At 44.2% G+C, this 15,780-nt stretch carries 13 protein-coding genes, 1 tRNA gene and 2 pseudogenes; 10 read left to right on the top strand and 6 right to left on the bottom strand.

Annotated elements, in window-relative coordinates:
• Positions 1-91: 91 nt before the first annotated feature.
• Positions 92-1,114, bottom strand: coding sequence for a L,D-transpeptidase (locus LVJ88_RS03115; protein ID WP_085418257.1), 1,023 nt, complete (start codon positions 1,112-1,114; stop codon positions 92-94).
• A gap of 156 nt (positions 1,115-1,270) precedes the next feature.
• Here LVJ88_RS03115 and rlmD point away from each other — a divergent pair, with 156 nt between their 5' ends.
• The 9 genes and pseudogenes from rlmD to LVJ88_RS03160 all read left to right on the top strand — a co-directional run bounded on the left by rlmD (position 1,271) and on the right by LVJ88_RS03160 (position 9,034).
• On the top strand, positions 1,271-2,602 hold the full coding sequence (gene rlmD / locus LVJ88_RS03120; RefSeq protein WP_085418256.1) for a 23S rRNA (uracil(1939)-C(5))-methyltransferase RlmD: 1,332 nt from the start codon (positions 1,271-1,273) through the stop codon (positions 2,600-2,602).
• Between the two features lie 280 nt (positions 2,603-2,882).
• Entirely contained in the window at positions 2,883-4,238 is a 1,356-nt protein-coding gene (locus tag LVJ88_RS03125; protein ID WP_369799580.1) for a 23S rRNA methyltransferase, read from the top strand.
• 26 nt (positions 4,239-4,264) lie between these two features.
• The gene (locus tag LVJ88_RS03130; RefSeq protein ID WP_085359638.1) at positions 4,265-5,359 is read left to right on the top strand and encodes a response regulator; all 1,095 of its coding nucleotides are present in this window, start codon (positions 4,265-4,267) and stop codon (positions 5,357-5,359) included.
• A gap of 19 nt (positions 5,360-5,378) precedes the next feature.
• Positions 5,379-5,915 (top strand): GTP-binding protein, encoded by a 537-nt coding sequence (locus LVJ88_RS03135; protein ID WP_054617398.1) that lies wholly within the window; start codon positions 5,379-5,381, stop codon positions 5,913-5,915.
• 1 nt (position 5,916) lies between these two features.
• Complete coding sequence (locus LVJ88_RS03140) at positions 5,917-6,558, top strand: hypothetical protein (protein WP_054617397.1); 642 nt, start codon at positions 5,917-5,919, stop codon at positions 6,556-6,558.
• A 68-nt stretch (positions 6,559-6,626) separates the two neighbouring features.
• Positions 6,627-6,989, top strand: coding sequence for a roadblock/LC7 domain-containing protein (locus LVJ88_RS03145; RefSeq protein WP_085418255.1), 363 nt, complete (start codon positions 6,627-6,629; stop codon positions 6,987-6,989).
• A 90-nt stretch (positions 6,990-7,079) separates the two neighbouring features.
• Positions 7,080-7,155 (top strand) — tRNA-Asn (locus LVJ88_RS03150).
• 307 nt (positions 7,156-7,462) lie between these two features.
• Positions 7,463-7,998 (top strand): annotated as a pseudogene (locus LVJ88_RS03155) (IS1595 family transposase); the annotation flags it as partial.
• A 229-nt stretch (positions 7,999-8,227) separates the two neighbouring features.
• Complete coding sequence (locus tag LVJ88_RS03160; protein ID WP_085418253.1) at positions 8,228-9,034, top strand: integrase core domain-containing protein; 807 nt, start codon at positions 8,228-8,230, stop codon at positions 9,032-9,034.
• Positions 9,035-9,293: 259 nt separating this feature from the next.
• Here LVJ88_RS03160 and LVJ88_RS03165 read toward each other — a convergent pair.
• The 4 genes and pseudogenes from LVJ88_RS03165 to LVJ88_RS03180 all read right to left on the bottom strand — a co-directional run.
• A pseudogene (locus LVJ88_RS03165) lies at positions 9,294-9,749 on the bottom strand (IS1595 family transposase); the annotation flags it as partial.
• A 39-nt stretch (positions 9,750-9,788) separates the two neighbouring features.
• Entirely contained in the window at positions 9,789-10,223 is a 435-nt protein-coding gene (locus LVJ88_RS03170; protein ID WP_085359710.1) for an ExbD/TolR family protein, read from the bottom strand.
• 4 nt (positions 10,224-10,227) lie between these two features.
• Positions 10,228-10,887 carry a MotA/TolQ/ExbB proton channel family protein gene (locus tag LVJ88_RS03175; protein WP_054617435.1) on the bottom strand — a complete coding sequence of 220 codons (660 nt, stop codon included), beginning with the start codon at positions 10,885-10,887 and terminating at the stop codon, positions 10,228-10,230.
• Positions 10,888-10,989: 102 nt separating this feature from the next.
• Positions 10,990-11,907 carry an energy transducer TonB gene (locus tag LVJ88_RS03180; protein ID WP_085418252.1) on the bottom strand — a complete coding sequence of 306 codons (918 nt, stop codon included), beginning with the start codon at positions 11,905-11,907 and terminating at the stop codon, positions 10,990-10,992.
• A 423-nt stretch (positions 11,908-12,330) separates the two neighbouring features.
• Here LVJ88_RS03180 and LVJ88_RS03185 point away from each other — a divergent pair, with 423 nt between their 5' ends.
• Positions 12,331-14,544, top strand: a complete 2,214-nt coding sequence (locus LVJ88_RS03185) for a RelA/SpoT family protein (protein WP_085418251.1) — start codon at positions 12,331-12,333, stop codon at positions 14,542-14,544.
• 102 nt (positions 14,545-14,646) lie between these two features.
• On the opposite strand, the gene nagZ is transcribed toward LVJ88_RS03185, so the two are convergent.
• Complete coding sequence (gene nagZ, locus LVJ88_RS03190) at positions 14,647-15,732, bottom strand: beta-N-acetylhexosaminidase (RefSeq protein ID WP_085418250.1); 1,086 nt, start codon at positions 15,730-15,732, stop codon at positions 14,647-14,649.
• Positions 15,733-15,780: the final 48 nt, after the last annotated feature.

The raw sequence follows: 15,780 nt of genomic DNA on the forward strand, positions 1-15,780 counted from the left end.
TTTACAGATTTTGCCTCGGTTGTCACAACGGGCTTGCAAAGCTAAACAACGCTTCACAAGCCCTCATGATGGCATGACAGGATAGCGTCAATCAAAATAATGTATCCGTAGGCTCTGTAAAATGCAAACCGTTGCTTTTCATAGGAGTATTTGGGTTTTCAGGCTGAGAAGGCATTACTTTCTCAGGCAGGCCGTTTTTCTTGTCTTGATTCGGTCGCTCGGCCTGATTGTTATCTTTTTTTGGAGATAGAACAGGACTTTCTGCATCTACTTCAATTTCTGTTCCCGGAGGTAATATTTCATCCTTTGGTTTTGGGGGTTCTATCGGAATGGTTTTAACTTTTGTGGGTAATGAAGACCCCGTTGTCCATGCTAAGGACGTTAAAGGAGCTTTTAACTTTACGTTTTGTTTGCAAGTTAAGCAATTAGCTTGTCCCGTGCGGTTTTTGAGAATGGCATCCACACGCTTTGGATTAATTGATTTTCCATGTGCTTTAGCCCATGAGTAGATGCTTTTGCGTAAAGTTTCAGCATTCAGATTCTTTTGATTGTAGGGGTCGCGATATGCAGCTAGCCATAAATGATTGTTAGCGTCTACATTTAATGTGGCCATCTGATAAATAACAGAAACAGGGGAGCCGCTGTGAATTGTTTTTGCAAATTCAAGTGCATCAGGTGATCTCATGCGAACACAACCATGGCTGCGAACCCCGGGGACGCTAGCTGGAGCGTTAGTGCCGTGAATACCTAAGCCGAGTTTAGGATCCCCCATGCGTACAAAAACAGGCCCTAACGGATTTTGAGGGCCGGGAGGGATTGTTTTTACGCCATCTCCACGTTCTTTTTGAATACTTTTAGGGATATGCCAAGTGGGATTGAAGGCTTTTGCTCCAATCTTATGTTCGCCTAAAGTGGTTTGAGTGGCTGCTTTTCCAACTGCCACAGGGTAAGCTTTAACTAATTTACCATCTTTATAAAGGAATAAACGCTGCTGAGGTATATTGATAACCACATGTTGGCCGGCAGCATAAGGCGATACATCAGGTAAAGGTGTGTTTGCTACTGCTGTTGTAGATAATATGAGGCAGGCAAGGCTAAAACTAATTCTTTTCATCGGTGTTGTTATATAGAGTTATTCGGTGATGGAGTGTGAATTATACTTCGGGTAGTAATTTCTTTTTTTAAATTGAACAGAGATGCCATACAAAAAATTTCTTGTGTATTCTGTGTATCTCTAATGCAAATTAATGACCCTCAAATTTTTGGAACTATGAATAATACTATTGAATCGGAACACATTGCAGATGTTTTTTCTATCGATTATGAAGGACGCGGTGTTGCAAAGATAAAAGGCAAGACTGTTTTTATTCATGGAGCATTGCCAACTGAGCGTGTTTCTTTAGTAATAGAAAAAGAGAGAAAGCATTTTAGTGAAGCGAGAGTTATAAAGGTGTTGCAACCGTCGGTTGAGCGTGTTTTTCCAAAGTGTTGCCATTTCGATACATGTGGAGGATGTGTATTACAACACGCAACACTTAAAGCCCAAGTTGCATATAAGCAAAGAATATTGGAAGAACAATTGGAAAAAATAGGAGGAGTCAAGCCTGATGAATTTTTGCCGCCTATTTACGGGTTGGAGTGGGGCTATCGGAATAGAGTGCGTTTTAGCGTTTCTGAAAATGAACAAGGAGTATTCAGTTTAGGGTTTAAGGAAAAGTACAGTCATTCAGTTGTTGATATTAAAGGTTGCGATATTTTACCGGCTTCAGTATCAGATATTCTCCCCGAATTAAAATTTGTATTGCAAAAATTAGTTAAGATAAATGGGAAGGTTAATTATGTAGAATGTTTTTTTGGGGAACGCCTGACAGTTTTGAATGTCTGTATGCAAAACATACTGAACAAGTCAGCGCAAGAGTTGTTGAAAAGGTTTTCAGACGGCCTCAATCAAGCAGGTAGCCGTTTGTGGCAAATATGGGTTAAGCATAATAAAGACCAAGCTTATCCTGTTGATACAGATTCACAGTTATCACTTGATTATACTCTGCCTGAATATGATGTTATCATGCCTTATCTGCCGGGAGATTTTACTCAGGTTAATATGCAGATGAATGCGTTAATGGTCAATAGGGCTTTGTCTTTGATTCAGGCTGAAAAAGAAGATCGGATTGCCGATTTGTTTTGTGGTTTAGGTAATTTTACGATCCCAATGGCTAAAAGCGGAGCGCAAATCATAGGTATGGAAGGAGCAGACTATCTTGTTCAGCGGGCTTCTAAAAATGCCTTTTTAAACCAATGTAGTAATGTCGAATTCAAGCAGGCTGACTTGTTTAAAACAGATAGGAAAACAATTGCAGATTGGGGGAGATTTGACAAAATGTTACTTGATCCTCCGAGAAATGGTGCTTATGCCGTAGTGAAATCGTTGCATGCACCTTATTTGCCTAGAAGAATAGTATACGTATCCTGTAATCCTGCAACACTGGCAAGAGATGCTGGTGTATTGGTTGATAAAGGTTATTGCTTTAAATCAGCGGGGGTAATGAATATGTTTGCACAAACAGCACATGTTGAAGCGATAGCATTATTCGAGTTGTATTAATGCAATTGGCAATGATGATAAACTGAGGTTGTTGGTGTAATAAACAGTTAAATCATGTTATCATTAACCCCTTAAGGGGGCAGTATGGCTTAAATAACGTTTTAAACTTGAATTTATTGAATTCGGATAAACTGTAGTAAGCTGTCGAGATATTTAGACGCATCGGGAGATATCCTTGGATTATTCACATTTTATTATATTGCTGCTGTCTGCATTGCTTATCTTATTGTTTGTACGCTATAAACAGAGCTCTGGTAAAAATACCCAGAAGCAAAAAAATATGCGTGCCGGCAACCAAAGACGACGTGTTGATACATCAGAGCAGTCGCCACAGCATGGTGGTGATTGGATGGATCAGGTTAGTCAATCTGTGTCGGAAAGCGATAATCAGGATTGGGGATGGGATGGAGGAGCCGCTTCTGAAGCGGCAACTGCGGCCGTTTCCGCTCAAGAAGTAGATCCTTTAACTGAATATCAGGTTTATAAGCAGTTTGGCTATGAGGCGAAGGCAGCCGCATCGCTAGCGAGTTATTTAAATAATCTCAGCGACGGAGCTCCTGAGAAGCTGGTGCACGAGCTTATCGGCCTGAGTTTGCGTACTAATGATATTGATCTTCTAGCTGATACTTTAGATAAACACGGCAATACTCTTTCGGAAGAAAATATAGCGGAGTATGTTAAGGCTGGTTTGATGGCTAATTCTACTCATCTCCCTCTCAGGGTGATGGCGGAAAGTCGTTTGGGCTGGGGCATGCAAGAAGTTGCACGAATTATTGGCGAGAAAACTGGGCTGGAAGACATTCAATCTGATTCAGGGGTACCTTCGCTGACAATCAATGCTGTTAATGGCCACAACCATAGCAATGTTAGTTTACCTTCACGTAATCCCTTGGTTATGGGTAACAAGGATTTGGACAAAGTCAGCAGTGAAGAAATGGGCGCGGTAATTGGTTTTGTAAAGCCTGAGAAGAGTGCAAGAATTTTGAAAGGCAAGGTGGACTATCAAACAGCATTACGTCAATACAATAAAGCTATTCAGAAATCTTCGAAACCAGCTAGTTTGATTATTGATGCTCTCAAACTTGACTACCAGCACGAAGAAGTAAATCAATTTGCTAAGCATCTTTGGAAGCTATATTACTCATTGGGCCAGTATGGACGTCAAGTAAAAGAAAGGATGTTGGGTTGGGGATACAGCTTAGGTTATCATGAACTATTTGATGATTTGGAAAAGGGTCCTTCTGAGCAAAAAGTTCGTGAAATTGGTTTGGAGCGTGGTTATCTAGAGCCGACTTCCCTTCAATTAAAATCCAAATATCGTGACTTGGTACAAAAAAATTCTTCAATGATTAGTGAGAATTCTTCTCCTGCAGAAGAAGCCATTAAAGAAGTTGAATCTTTACTTATGTATGGTCAGCTCGATCAAGCTATAGGTACCTTGGAACAGGCTGTTCTGCAATATCCTCAAGAATCACAATTATATGTAATGTTGTTTGATCTTTATGAACGTGCGGAAGATTGGCCTAGATTAGAGCAATTCTTGCGCTTGCTTAGAGAAAAAGTGGCAAGCTTGCCGGAAGAGGTTGTCTTGGCTATGAGCCAACTTTTACGTCGTGTAAATCAACATTCTAAATAACAATATTTTTTAAGAGCACTCTAATAATGGATAATTTGTTACCTAAAGTAAAAACAGTGCGGATTATGCTTAAGGACATGGGGGAGCAGCAAGAAGCTGTATTCCGCATGGCATTTAAAATGCACAATACTACTAATTATGAAATCGTGCTGCCGGACTCAGGGGAAAAGCCGGATTTGATTTTAGTAGATACTGATTCAGAGCAAGGATTTGCAAGCTGGCAAAGGTTAAAAGATGAATACAGCAAAATACCTGTTGTGATGTTTTCTGCCAAAGAGCCGACAGTTACCACGCCTTATTTAGCTAAGCCAATCAAATTTGATACTTTATTTCCTATCTTAAGAAGCCTCTCTCAAGGCGGCAATATTTTCGAGGTGACTGATAAAACTACGGATAAAGGCGATAGTTCTGAAGCCAATGGCTCACGAAAAGCAACCATCCGTCGTTTTAACCCTCAAAGAGGTTTGCTTGGTGCTTTAAAATTTGCCAGCCAGGGACATCAAGATATCGCAGTATTGTATAACGGCAAACCGGTTCTTATTGTCTTTCCTAGCATACAGCGTGTATTACTTACGGTAAGCGCTACCGAGCTGGAGAAGTTGAGCAAAGATGATAATTTATCAGTAGTTTGCAAAGCAGTTCCAGATAATCCGCAATGGAAAGAAAAAGCCAAAGTTACGATAATGTCTTGTTTATGGCAGATGGCTATTTGGACTGCTCAAGGCCGTCTGATTTATCCAATGACCCCGCAAACAATTTTTACTTTAAAGCGTTGGCCAAATTTAACTCGTCTGGCATCTGTTCCGGAGTCAATGCGTCTTTCAGCATTTTTGACAAAAACATCGGTTAATTTAAACATACTATATAAAGTAATGCCTTTAGAAATGCCTGATATTCTCAATTATCTGGCTGCGACTCACGTGACTGGTTTTTTGGCGGTGGATGCGGAATTTTCAGGTGACGGCAAACAAACTAATATTGTTGGAGATAAGGTTAATGTTAGTGGTGATGTGCCAGATAATCAAATGGCTAGGGATGCAGAAAAAGCGGTAAGTCCTTCGGCTGAGCAACCAAGAAGCCTGTTGCAAAGATTAATGCGTAAGTTGATCGGTAAGAAATAATATTAGGAGTGATAGGAATATGAAAGAAAATAAAATTATTTTTACCGGTCCAGTAGGTGTAGGCAAAACAACAGCCATTTCTGCATTATCTGATGAGCCACCTGTTCAAACTGATGCTGATGCATCTGATATGACTTTAGTGAGAAAAGGTTATACTACAGTAGCCATGGATTATGGTGTTATTCGTTTAGATGAAGAAACTAAAGTTCACTTATATGGTACTCCTGGTCAGGAGCGCTTTAATTTTATGTGGGAAATTTTGAGTCAAGGTAGCATGGGTTTAATTCTATTGTTAGACAATACAAGAACAAACCCTTTAAAAGACTTACAATTTTTCCTAGATGCTTTTCGAGAGTTACTCAAAACAGCTCCTTTAGTTGTGGGCGTTACTAAAATGGATATCCGTTCATTGCCTGGGGTGGACGTATATCAGAAATATTTGGCTCAAAATAATTTTAATGTACCGGTATTTGAAATTGATGCACGTCGGGAGGACGACGTTAAACAGTTGGTAAGTGCGATGCTCTTTTCGATTGATCCGGGATTAGAGGTATAAAATGGAATCTACACTTTCTTTACAATCAAATTTGTACCCTAAAATTACTCCGGCTGGTGCATATTATGCAGTTTCCGGAGATACTGCTAGCGCAAGCCGCACATTACTTTATGGCCTTTTACGTGCTGATCCAAATGAAACTATCAGTAGTGATAAATTAATGAAATGGGCAGATACCAATGACTTTGAAAGTGCATTAAATCTACTTTACAGATTGCAGCGCCTTGAGTTTTTGTATGGTGACGAGAGTGTAGGTAATGAAGACTTGAATCTGTCGGATGAACAGTTACCTGAATTACTGGCTAAATTGTCCAATTCAGGTAAAGCGTTATTGGCTGATGAGAATGGATTGTATTTTGCAAATGCTGGATTTCACCACGAAGCAGCTGAAGAGGTAGGTATTCTTGCCGGTGAGATTGCTGAAGTGGTTGATAGACATCAGCTGCTTATCAAAAATAATTTACATATTCACCATAGTGCTTGGGGTATTTGCGATCCTTCAGGACAAAGTGAGTTGACTTTTTTCCCGCTTTATATTGGTATGAGTAAACTGATTTTGGTAATTGGTGGGGTTCCTGATTTGAATAAAGAAGAGTTTGTTATTCTAGTTAAAGTTTTGCATAATCGTTACGGTAAATATTAAAAACCGAAAGATTAGAAATTGTTACTCAGGCTTTAAGTCTATTGATATGATATTGACGGGATAAAAATATGCGTGAACAATTATTAATTTCAGTATTAAGTGATTTGAATAATACATCCTCAGATATTACGGCATCGGCTGTAATTTCAACTGATGGTTTACCTATTGCAACTTTATTACCTAATAATTTGAATGCTGATCGAGTAGGTGCAATGTCTGCTACTTTGCTTGCATTAGGTAATCGTGCAGTTCATGAGTTGGCTTGTGGAGAGCTGGATCAAGTCATGGTTAAAGGATCTCATGGATATGTTTTATTGAGTCAGGCTGGTAATAGTGCAGTTCTTGCATTGATGGCACGAGAGAGCGGTAAGCTGGGGTTGATTTTATTGGATGCTAAGCGAGCGGCAAAACATATTGCTGATATTTTATAACTCTTAACAAAATGGTTGTTTAAGCAATAAGATTAAAGTTGTTTTATATTGTTGACAAATTTTTAATTTGTTAATATAATGCATAGCTGTTCCCCGATAGCTCAGTCGGTAGAGCGACGGACTGTTAATCCGCAGGTCCCTGGTTCGAGCCCAGGTCGGGGAGCCAAATAAGTCAAAAGATAGGCCGCAAGCAATTGCGGCCTATCTTGTTTTGGGGCTGATGTAGATTAGCAGTCATGCTAGGCTGAGACCTTTGCAAAACCCCCATCTGCGGCGCATTTCTGCGTTGTGCGCTGCTCGCTCGTTTGCCTATCTGTATGATATGTCTGCACTCGCTGTGCTGCTACGCCTTGAACTGCATCCACATCTGAGGTTTTGCAAAGGTCTCAGCTTGTCTACTTTTTACGCAAAAACAGCCGGAACATGATGAAGCATGTTCCGGCTGTTTGTTGGCGTGGGGTTTTGCAAAGGTCTCCGCCATACTGTTTTACCGCAAAATCCGCCTCGTCATCAGTCATCATTGGGCTTTGGAGGCAGATCAGGTTTTTGAGGGAAGCATAGAATTGGATGAGAGTTATTTCGGCGGTAAGCGCAAAGGAAAACGCGGCAGAGGTGCCGCAGGAAAAGTGGTGGTTTTCGGCATCCTCAAACGTGGCGGGAAGGTTTATACCGTCGTGGTGGACAGTGCCAAGAGAGAAAGTTTATCTCCTGTTATTAAAAGCCGGACAGCGTGGTTTATACGTACAGCTTGAGCAGTTACGACGTACTGGATGTCAGTAGTTTTCACCACCACAGGATTAACCACAGTAAGGCATTTGCCGAGAGGCAAAACCACATCAACGGCATTGAGAATTTCTGGAATCAGGCCAAGCGTGTCTTGCGCAAATATAATGGCATTGACCGAAAGTCTTTTCCTCTATTCTTGAAAGAATGCGAATTTCGTTTTAATTTTGGGACACTAAAGCAGCAGCTAAAAATTCTGCGGATTTGGTGTGAGGTTTTGGGCTAATCTACTTCAGCCCCAAAATTTTACTATGGTGAAATTTTAAGAAAATTTTTATACTTTTTATTCTCTTCCGTTCATATTTTTATATTGTCCTACTGTGCATCATTTTTTTATATACTAAAAACAAGCCCAACTGGAAATAAAATTTTATAAATCATAACGTTATTTGAATAGCAGGTTAAGGTTGTAGAAATTTCTAGCGTTGTTTACAGTATTTGAAAGAGAATGCTGTATGAACATTCACAAGAATACCCGGCTCACCCCACACAACCGCCAAGCCATTTGGCGGGCATATACCCAAGACAAGCACAGCGTCACCTCTTTGGCTGCAGAATACAAAGTCAGCAGGCCGACAATTTACCGCATCCTCAAAGCGGCTCGTCTTAAGCTGCTCGTCCCGCAAAAAAGCACCAATAACCGCTTCAAACAAGCCAAATACGGTATGAAGCGCCTGGCCAAGGTGGAGCGGGAAATTGAAGAGATGTTGAAAAAGCAAGCACGCCGCTACAACAAATCCTATCCCGGAGAAATGGTGCATTTTGATACCAAGCGGCTACCCGGGCTGAAAAACCAAACCGTCGCCGACCCCTTCGAATACTTGTTTGTCGCCATTGACGACTATTCCCGCGAGCTGTATGCGGCCATCCTGCCTGACCGCACCGCTGCCGGTGCGGCTAAGTTTCTGCTGCGTGATGTGATTGACTGTTGCCCGTACACCGTGGAGTGTGCCTATTCGGATAACGGTGTCGGGTACAAGGGAAATGCATCCCACCCGTTCAGTGTGGTCTGCTGCCAAAACAACATCGTGCAAAAGTTTACCCGCATTGCCCGCCCACAGACCAATGGTAAGGCGGAGCGCGTTATCCGTACACTGATGGAGATGTGGCATGACAAGCAAACTTTTGCCGATGCACAACAACGTTGTAGAGATTTGCGTCGGTTTGTGAATTTCTACAATACGGTTAAACCTCACAGCAGCCTGAAAGGTGATACGCCTTTTGAAGTTTTGGAGACCTACTTTACTCAACCTGTTGTGTAAACAACGCGGTTATTTCTTACAAATAAGTCTGTAACACCTTGAAAGGTGTTTCTCCGTTCAAACCGCTGTGAGCTGTACACTATACCAAAATTACTTTTAATTTTCCAAGATGTTATGATAAAAAAACTATACTCTTCTGATGATACTTAGCTTGAAATTATTTGGTTGCGGCTATTTTGATAAGCAAGTATCTGACACAAAACTAAATTGTGCTATCGATGTATTCGAGCAAGCTGTAAAACAGCTTATTTAAGGATTAAATACCGTTGATATGCTGTGTACCACGAGCGAACTCATTGTCACCGTGATGCACTCTGAAATGCTTCGCAAAGCCCATGTCAACCGGTCTCTGATAACCGCGCCACCCATCAGTATTGATGACGTTCTCAACCGAGATATGGCCTCTGATAACCTTTTGCAGCGTGACTTTAGAGGCATCGGGGACGATTTCGGTATACACTTTGTCACCGCGCTTTAGAATGCCGAAAAAAAATCGTTTTGCCGCCGGCACCACGACCACGTTTTCCACCAATACGCTTGGTACCAAAGTAGGATTCATCCGGTTTTACGATGCCCCACAAAGGTGTCTGTTGCTCACATTCGTCAGCCAAACGCCGACGCAATTTCAGGTATAGACTGTTATGCTTCTGACACTGATTCCTGTTAGTTTGGGGGTGTTGTAAGCCGTCAAATCCAAGGCGAAAAGTCGTAGGATTTGGCGGGGTTGGGCTCGGTGATTTTGCTTCCTAAGTCCCTAATTGCCGGATTTGGTTTCGGTAATAAATCCTACTTTGCTGATACCGGCTTCACGTGCGGAATGTAAAGCTTGTGCGACAAAATCGTATTCTACGCTTTTATCGGCGGCAATCGCCAAAATGGTATCCTCGTTATTGGTTTTGGCTTGCTTCAATCTGCTTGTTACCTCTTCCAAACTCAGTTTGGTTGTTGATTCTGCTCCAAGCAAATATGCTCCATCTGCAGCAATCGTCAAACGCAACGGTTCTTTAGGCTGTGTTTCCTGTTTCACGTTTTCCGAAGCTGTAGGCAGTTGTAATGGAATTGAGTGCGTGAGCACAGGCATGGTAATCATAAATACAATAAGCAACACCAGCATTACGTCAACCAATGGGGTAACGTTGATATCGGCCATTGGGGACTCATCACCTGAATTCATTGAACCGAATGCCATATTATCAATCCTTATTGTTTAACAGTTGTACATGGAAATCGTGGGCGAAAGCATCCATATCTTGAGCCAGCGTTTTGTTTCCGCGTACTAAAAAGTTATAGGCTAATACTGCAGGAATGGCTACAAACAGACCAAATGCCGTAGCAACCAATGCTTCACCGATAGGGCCTGCCACTGCTGCAATACTCATTTGACCGCTTTCACTAATGTTGATTAGGGCATGGTAAATACCCCAAACTGTTCCAAACAATCCAATAAACGGAGCAGTTGCACCTACAGAAGCCAGTGCTGTTAAGCCGCCATCAAATTTACGCAAAATCTGACTCATGCTGTTACGGATTTGTCTGACTAAATAATCATTCAACGGTACTGCCGCAGCAATTTGCGTATCTTTGTGCTTACGGTAGTTTTCATGAGCGCGTACAGCTTCTAAAGTCAATTCGCTCATCGGTGAAGAAACTGTTTTGGCTTTTTGTACAGCTTCATCTAAAGTTTTGGCATTCCAAATTAAGGGTTTGACCGCTTGATTGGCTTTTTTGGCTTTCATCAGTTTGATACCGCGCACAATCATAATGGTCCAAGTGATGATGCTCATGAAGAGCAATAAGAAAAAAACACTGATCAGTACGGCATCACCTGATTCAAAAATTAATTTTAAATTCATAACTTTTTCCAAAAAATAATAACAAGTAACTAAATCAATATAAATTTATTATGCGGGGCATCCGTTTGGAGATTGCAGTATTTGCAATATGCCGGGTTAAATTTAAAGATGGAATTTTACGGATATGGTGAATTCAGTCCATCCTCTAGGTTTAAATCCACCTTTGCGTGCAGCATTTACAGCCGCTTTATCCAGGCGGACATAGCCGCTGCTTCGGGAGATTTTCACATCCACCACTTTTCCGCTGGGATCTACCACTACTTTAAGCATAACCGTGCCTTCTTCTCCGTTTTCCTCGGAAATTGGAGGGTAGGGAGGGCGAGGAATAGAACCTGTTGCCCGAGTGGGGTTGCCTCTACTGCTTCCGACACCGGCACCTGCCCCTCGGGTATCGCCATCACCGTGGCCGCTTCCGGTTTTGCTGCCGCTGCCTTCGCCTTTACCTAAGCCCCGACCATCACCGGTGCCGTCTGTCCCGCTGCCTTTACCTTGAATCTTAGAATAACCGGTGCCATCGCCTTTGCCGTCTTTGGCGGTAACTTTTCCGCCTGCAGAAGTGCTCTCGGAAGACGTATCAGCAGTTTTGGCAGCTGGCTTTTCAACCGGCTTTTCTACGGGTTTTTCAACAGGTTTCGGTTGAGGTTCAGGCTTAGGTTTTTCAACGGGTTTGGGCTTGGGCGTTTCTTTGGCTTGTTTGATATCCGCCTGATCTTTTTTGGTGATCACAGGCTTGATTTCAGCCTTAGGTTGTTCTACTGGTTTGGGTTTAGGCTGGGGTTTGGCCTCAACTTTAGGTTTGGGCTTTTCCGGACGGGGCTGTTCAGCTTTTTCAGGTGCGGGCGCGCCTGAGCCTTCCGGTCTGCCGTCTCCGCCGCCGAAATCCCCTAAGTCGACAAACTCTATATGCTCTACCCCCATCTGCGCAGGCTTGGCGATTTGCCATGCCAAAAAGATCAACCATATATGCAATAAAGTGACCACTACAAAGGTGGTAGGCGTTAGTACACGTTCATTTTCCATAACGTCGAATGTTAATAGCAATTATTCCTGTTTGCAACCTATTTTTTGTACAATATAACGTATAGCAAAGCTTTTTTAACGTTTCACTATGTTTTGAAAGGAAATTTATAACTTATTAAATATGTTTATTATTTTTATAATAAAAATCACAATAAAATAAGATGTTTGGATAATTGAAAGCAGCATCTGAAACAAAGAACTGAGATTTGGTTGAGCGATCGGATTGTTTACATTTTGTGTAAAACAGCTTTTGCTTGAGCCGAAACAAAGTGATTTTGAGTGTCGGCTCAGAACGATACGGCCTTAAATATGTTTTAAGCCGACATGTTGTCGATCACGGATTTTTTCTGCTTGGAAAGTTGTACGTCAAATTTGAATCCGCTATACAATAGCCGTTACATATCGGACTTATCGGGGAAAGCAATGACACACATCGCACAAGCACCCAGCAGCATCGCACCGGATCTCAATGCTTACTATAAATGGTTTAACGAATACGTTGCCAAACTCAATGAACGTGATGCCCAACTGCTGCTCAACGCCCGCAAATTGGCGGAAGAATGTTATCCCGTTGACGGGTTTACTGCCAACGGCGAGCCTTTAATGAGTAATTTCTTAGGTGCGGCGCAAATGGTTGCCGATATGGACTTGCTGCCTGAAGCTGTTGCCGCCACTATCTTGACTGAAATTTCTTCTTACTGCCCCGAATGGCAGGAAACGGTTGCCGAAAAATGCAATGCCACCGTTGCCAATTTGGTGAAAGGCATAGACGAAGTACAGAAACTCACCCATTTCGCCCGCGTTGACAGTCTCGCTACGTCGGAAGAACGCGCCCAACAAGCAGAAACCATGCGCAAAATGCTGTTGGCAATGGTTAGCGACATCCGCGTTGTGCTGATTAAACTTGCCCTGCGTACCCGCACCATGCAGTTTATCGGCACGCTGCCCGACAGTGAAGAAAAAAGGGCACTGGCCAAAGAAACGCTGGATATATTCGCTCCGCTCGCTAACCGTTTGGGGGTATGGCAGCTTAAATGGCAGCTCGAAGACTTGGGCTTCCGCCATCAAAACCCTGAGCAATATAAAGAAATTGCCCGCCTGCTTGATGAAAAGCGCACCGAACGGCTGGAATATATCGAGCATTTTCTTCAAGCGCTGCGAAATGAGTTAGACAAATACGGCATTCATTATGATGTGGCCGGCCGCCCGAAGCATATTTATTCGATTTACCGCAAAATGGTTAAGAAAAAAATCGGGTTCGACGGTTTGTATGATATCCGTGCCGTCCGTATTTTGGTGGACACCATTCCCGAATGCTATACCACACTGGGTATCGTACACAGCTTGTGGCAGCCGATTCCGGGGGAATTCGACGACTATATCGCCCAGCCCAAGGGAAACGGTTACAAAAGTCTGCATACTGTTGTTGTGGGCCCAGAAGACAAAGGCGTCGAAGTGCAGATACGCACCTTCGATATGCACCAATTCAATGAATTCGGTGTTGCCGCTCACTGGCGTTATAAAGAAGGCGGGCGCGGCGACAATGCCTACGAGCAAAAAATCGCTTGGTTGCGCCAACTGCTCGATTGGCGCGAAAACATGGCCGACCACGACCGTGAGGATTTAGCCGGAGCCTTCCGCACCGAGCTGTTTAACGACACGATATATGTGTTGACTCCGCACGGAAAAGTGCTTTCGCTCCCTAACGGTTCCACGCCCATCGATTTCGCCTACGCTTTGCACAGCAGCATCGGCGACCGCTGCCGCGGCGCCAAGGTCGAAGGCCAAATCGTGCCGCTTTCTACGCCGCTTGAAAACGGCCAGCGTGTAGAAATCATTACAGCCAAAGAAGGTAAACCTTCCGTTAACTGGTTGTATGAAGGTTGGGTCAAGTCCAACAAAGCCATCAGCAAAATACGCGCCTTTATCCGCCAGCAGAACGCCGATGCCGTGCGCGAAAACGGACGTAGCCAATTGGAAAAACAGCTTGCGAAAGTATCCTGCAAGCCCAATCTCCAAGATTTATCTGAAAAACTCGGCTTTAAGAAAATCGACGATTTATACACCGCCGTCGGTCAAGGTGAAATTTCCCCCCGCGCGCTGCAGAAAGCATGCGGCACATTGGTTGAACCGCCTCCTGCACCTTTGAACGAAACCACCATCGTCAAGCAGTCTAAAATCAAAAAAGGCGGCAAAAACGGCATATTGATCGACGGTGAAGACGGCTTGATGACCACATTGGCCAAATGCTGCAAACCCGCACCGCCCGATGAAATTGTCGGCTTCGTTACCCGCGAACGCGGTATATCTGTGCACCGCAGCAACTGCCCCTCGTTCCAACATCTTGCCGAACAATCGCCCGATAAAGTGTTGAGTGCAAGCTGGGCACAAACACAAGAAGGCCAAGTGTTTGCCGTAGATATAGAAATCCGCGCCCAAGACCGCGGGGGACTGCTGCGCGATGTTTCCGACACCTTGGCACGCCATAAACTGAATGTTACCGCCGTACAAACCCAAAGCCGCGATTTGGAAGCCAGTATGCGGTTCACGCTGGAAGTGCGGCAAGTAAATGATTTACCGCGTGTTTTAGCCAGCCTTTCCGAAGTTAAAGGTGTGTTGAGTGTAACCCGGTTATAGAAACCGCTAAGTTCAGGCCGTCTGAAATGATCTAAACACCCGTCCGATCAGCTTTTCAGCCAATCGGGCGGGGTGTTTGTTTGTGTTTGAAAGACGAAGTTGCTAAAACGCCTCGCCCACTTTCACGCCGCCGGCAACATCTTTCGGCGTGGCCAGTTTGGCAGTAGCGACTTGAGCGGCCTTAAATTCGGGCGTTTCCATCACGGCGGCGGCTTGTTCGGCGGGCAGGGTGTTTGCCATGTATTGCCAGCGGTCGGCCAATGCGGGGTTGGACGGAATCACGAAATCCTCGCGCAATTCATCGACCAAATCGGGGCGGTTGCACACCAGCACGATGTCGCAGCCGGCATCAAACGATAATTTTGCCCGCTCTTTGATGCCGCCCGCTCCACATGCGCCTTCCATGGTGAGGTCGTCTGAAAAAATCACGCCGTTAAAGCCGATGTCTTCACGTAGAATATCTTTCAGCCATTTGGCCGAAAAGCCCGCCGGTTGGCTGTCGACTTGCGGGTAAACCACATGCGCGGGCATCACGGCCGCCATGCCTGCCGCGCTCATGCGGCGGAAAGGCACGATGTCGGCGGCTTCCAATTCGTTCAAACTGCGGTCGTCTTGCGGCAAAACATGATGGCTGTCGCCTTCGACGAAACCGTGGCCGGGAAAGTGTTTGCCGCACGATTTCATACCGCCTTTATTTAAGCCTTTCTGCAAAGCCAGTGCCAGCTCGGTAACGATTTCGGCGTTGCCGTGGAAACTGCGGTTGCCGATCACGGCGCATTGCCCCCAGTTCAAATCCAGCACGGGCGTAAACGACAAATCCACGCCGCACGCGCTCAATTCGGTTGCCAACACCCAACCCACTTGCTCGGCCTGTGCTTTGGCCGCTTCGGGGCTTTGCGTATCCCAAATTTCGCCGAGCACATTCATGGCGGGCAAGCGGGTAAAGCCGTCGATAAACCGCTGCACGCGTCCGCCTTCGTGATCGACGGCGACAATCAGTTCGGGCGAGCGCAACGCTTTGATTTCGCTTATCAACTCTTTAAGTTGGGCAACATTTTCAAAATTGCGGCGGAACAAAATCACGCCGCCGACGGCAGGGTCGAGCAGGCGTTGTTTTTCTTCGTCGGTGAGACGGAAGGCGTGGACATCGGCCATCACGGGGCCGCGCGGGATAATGGGTTTGGTCATAAGTTTTCTCAACAAATAGGGAAGGTGGTGCGGAAAAGGGAAGATTAT

This window comes from Neisseria dumasiana (assembly GCF_022870885.1).
In the GTDB taxonomy this organism is placed as follows: domain Bacteria; phylum Pseudomonadota; class Gammaproteobacteria; order Burkholderiales; family Neisseriaceae; genus Neisseria; species Neisseria dumasiana.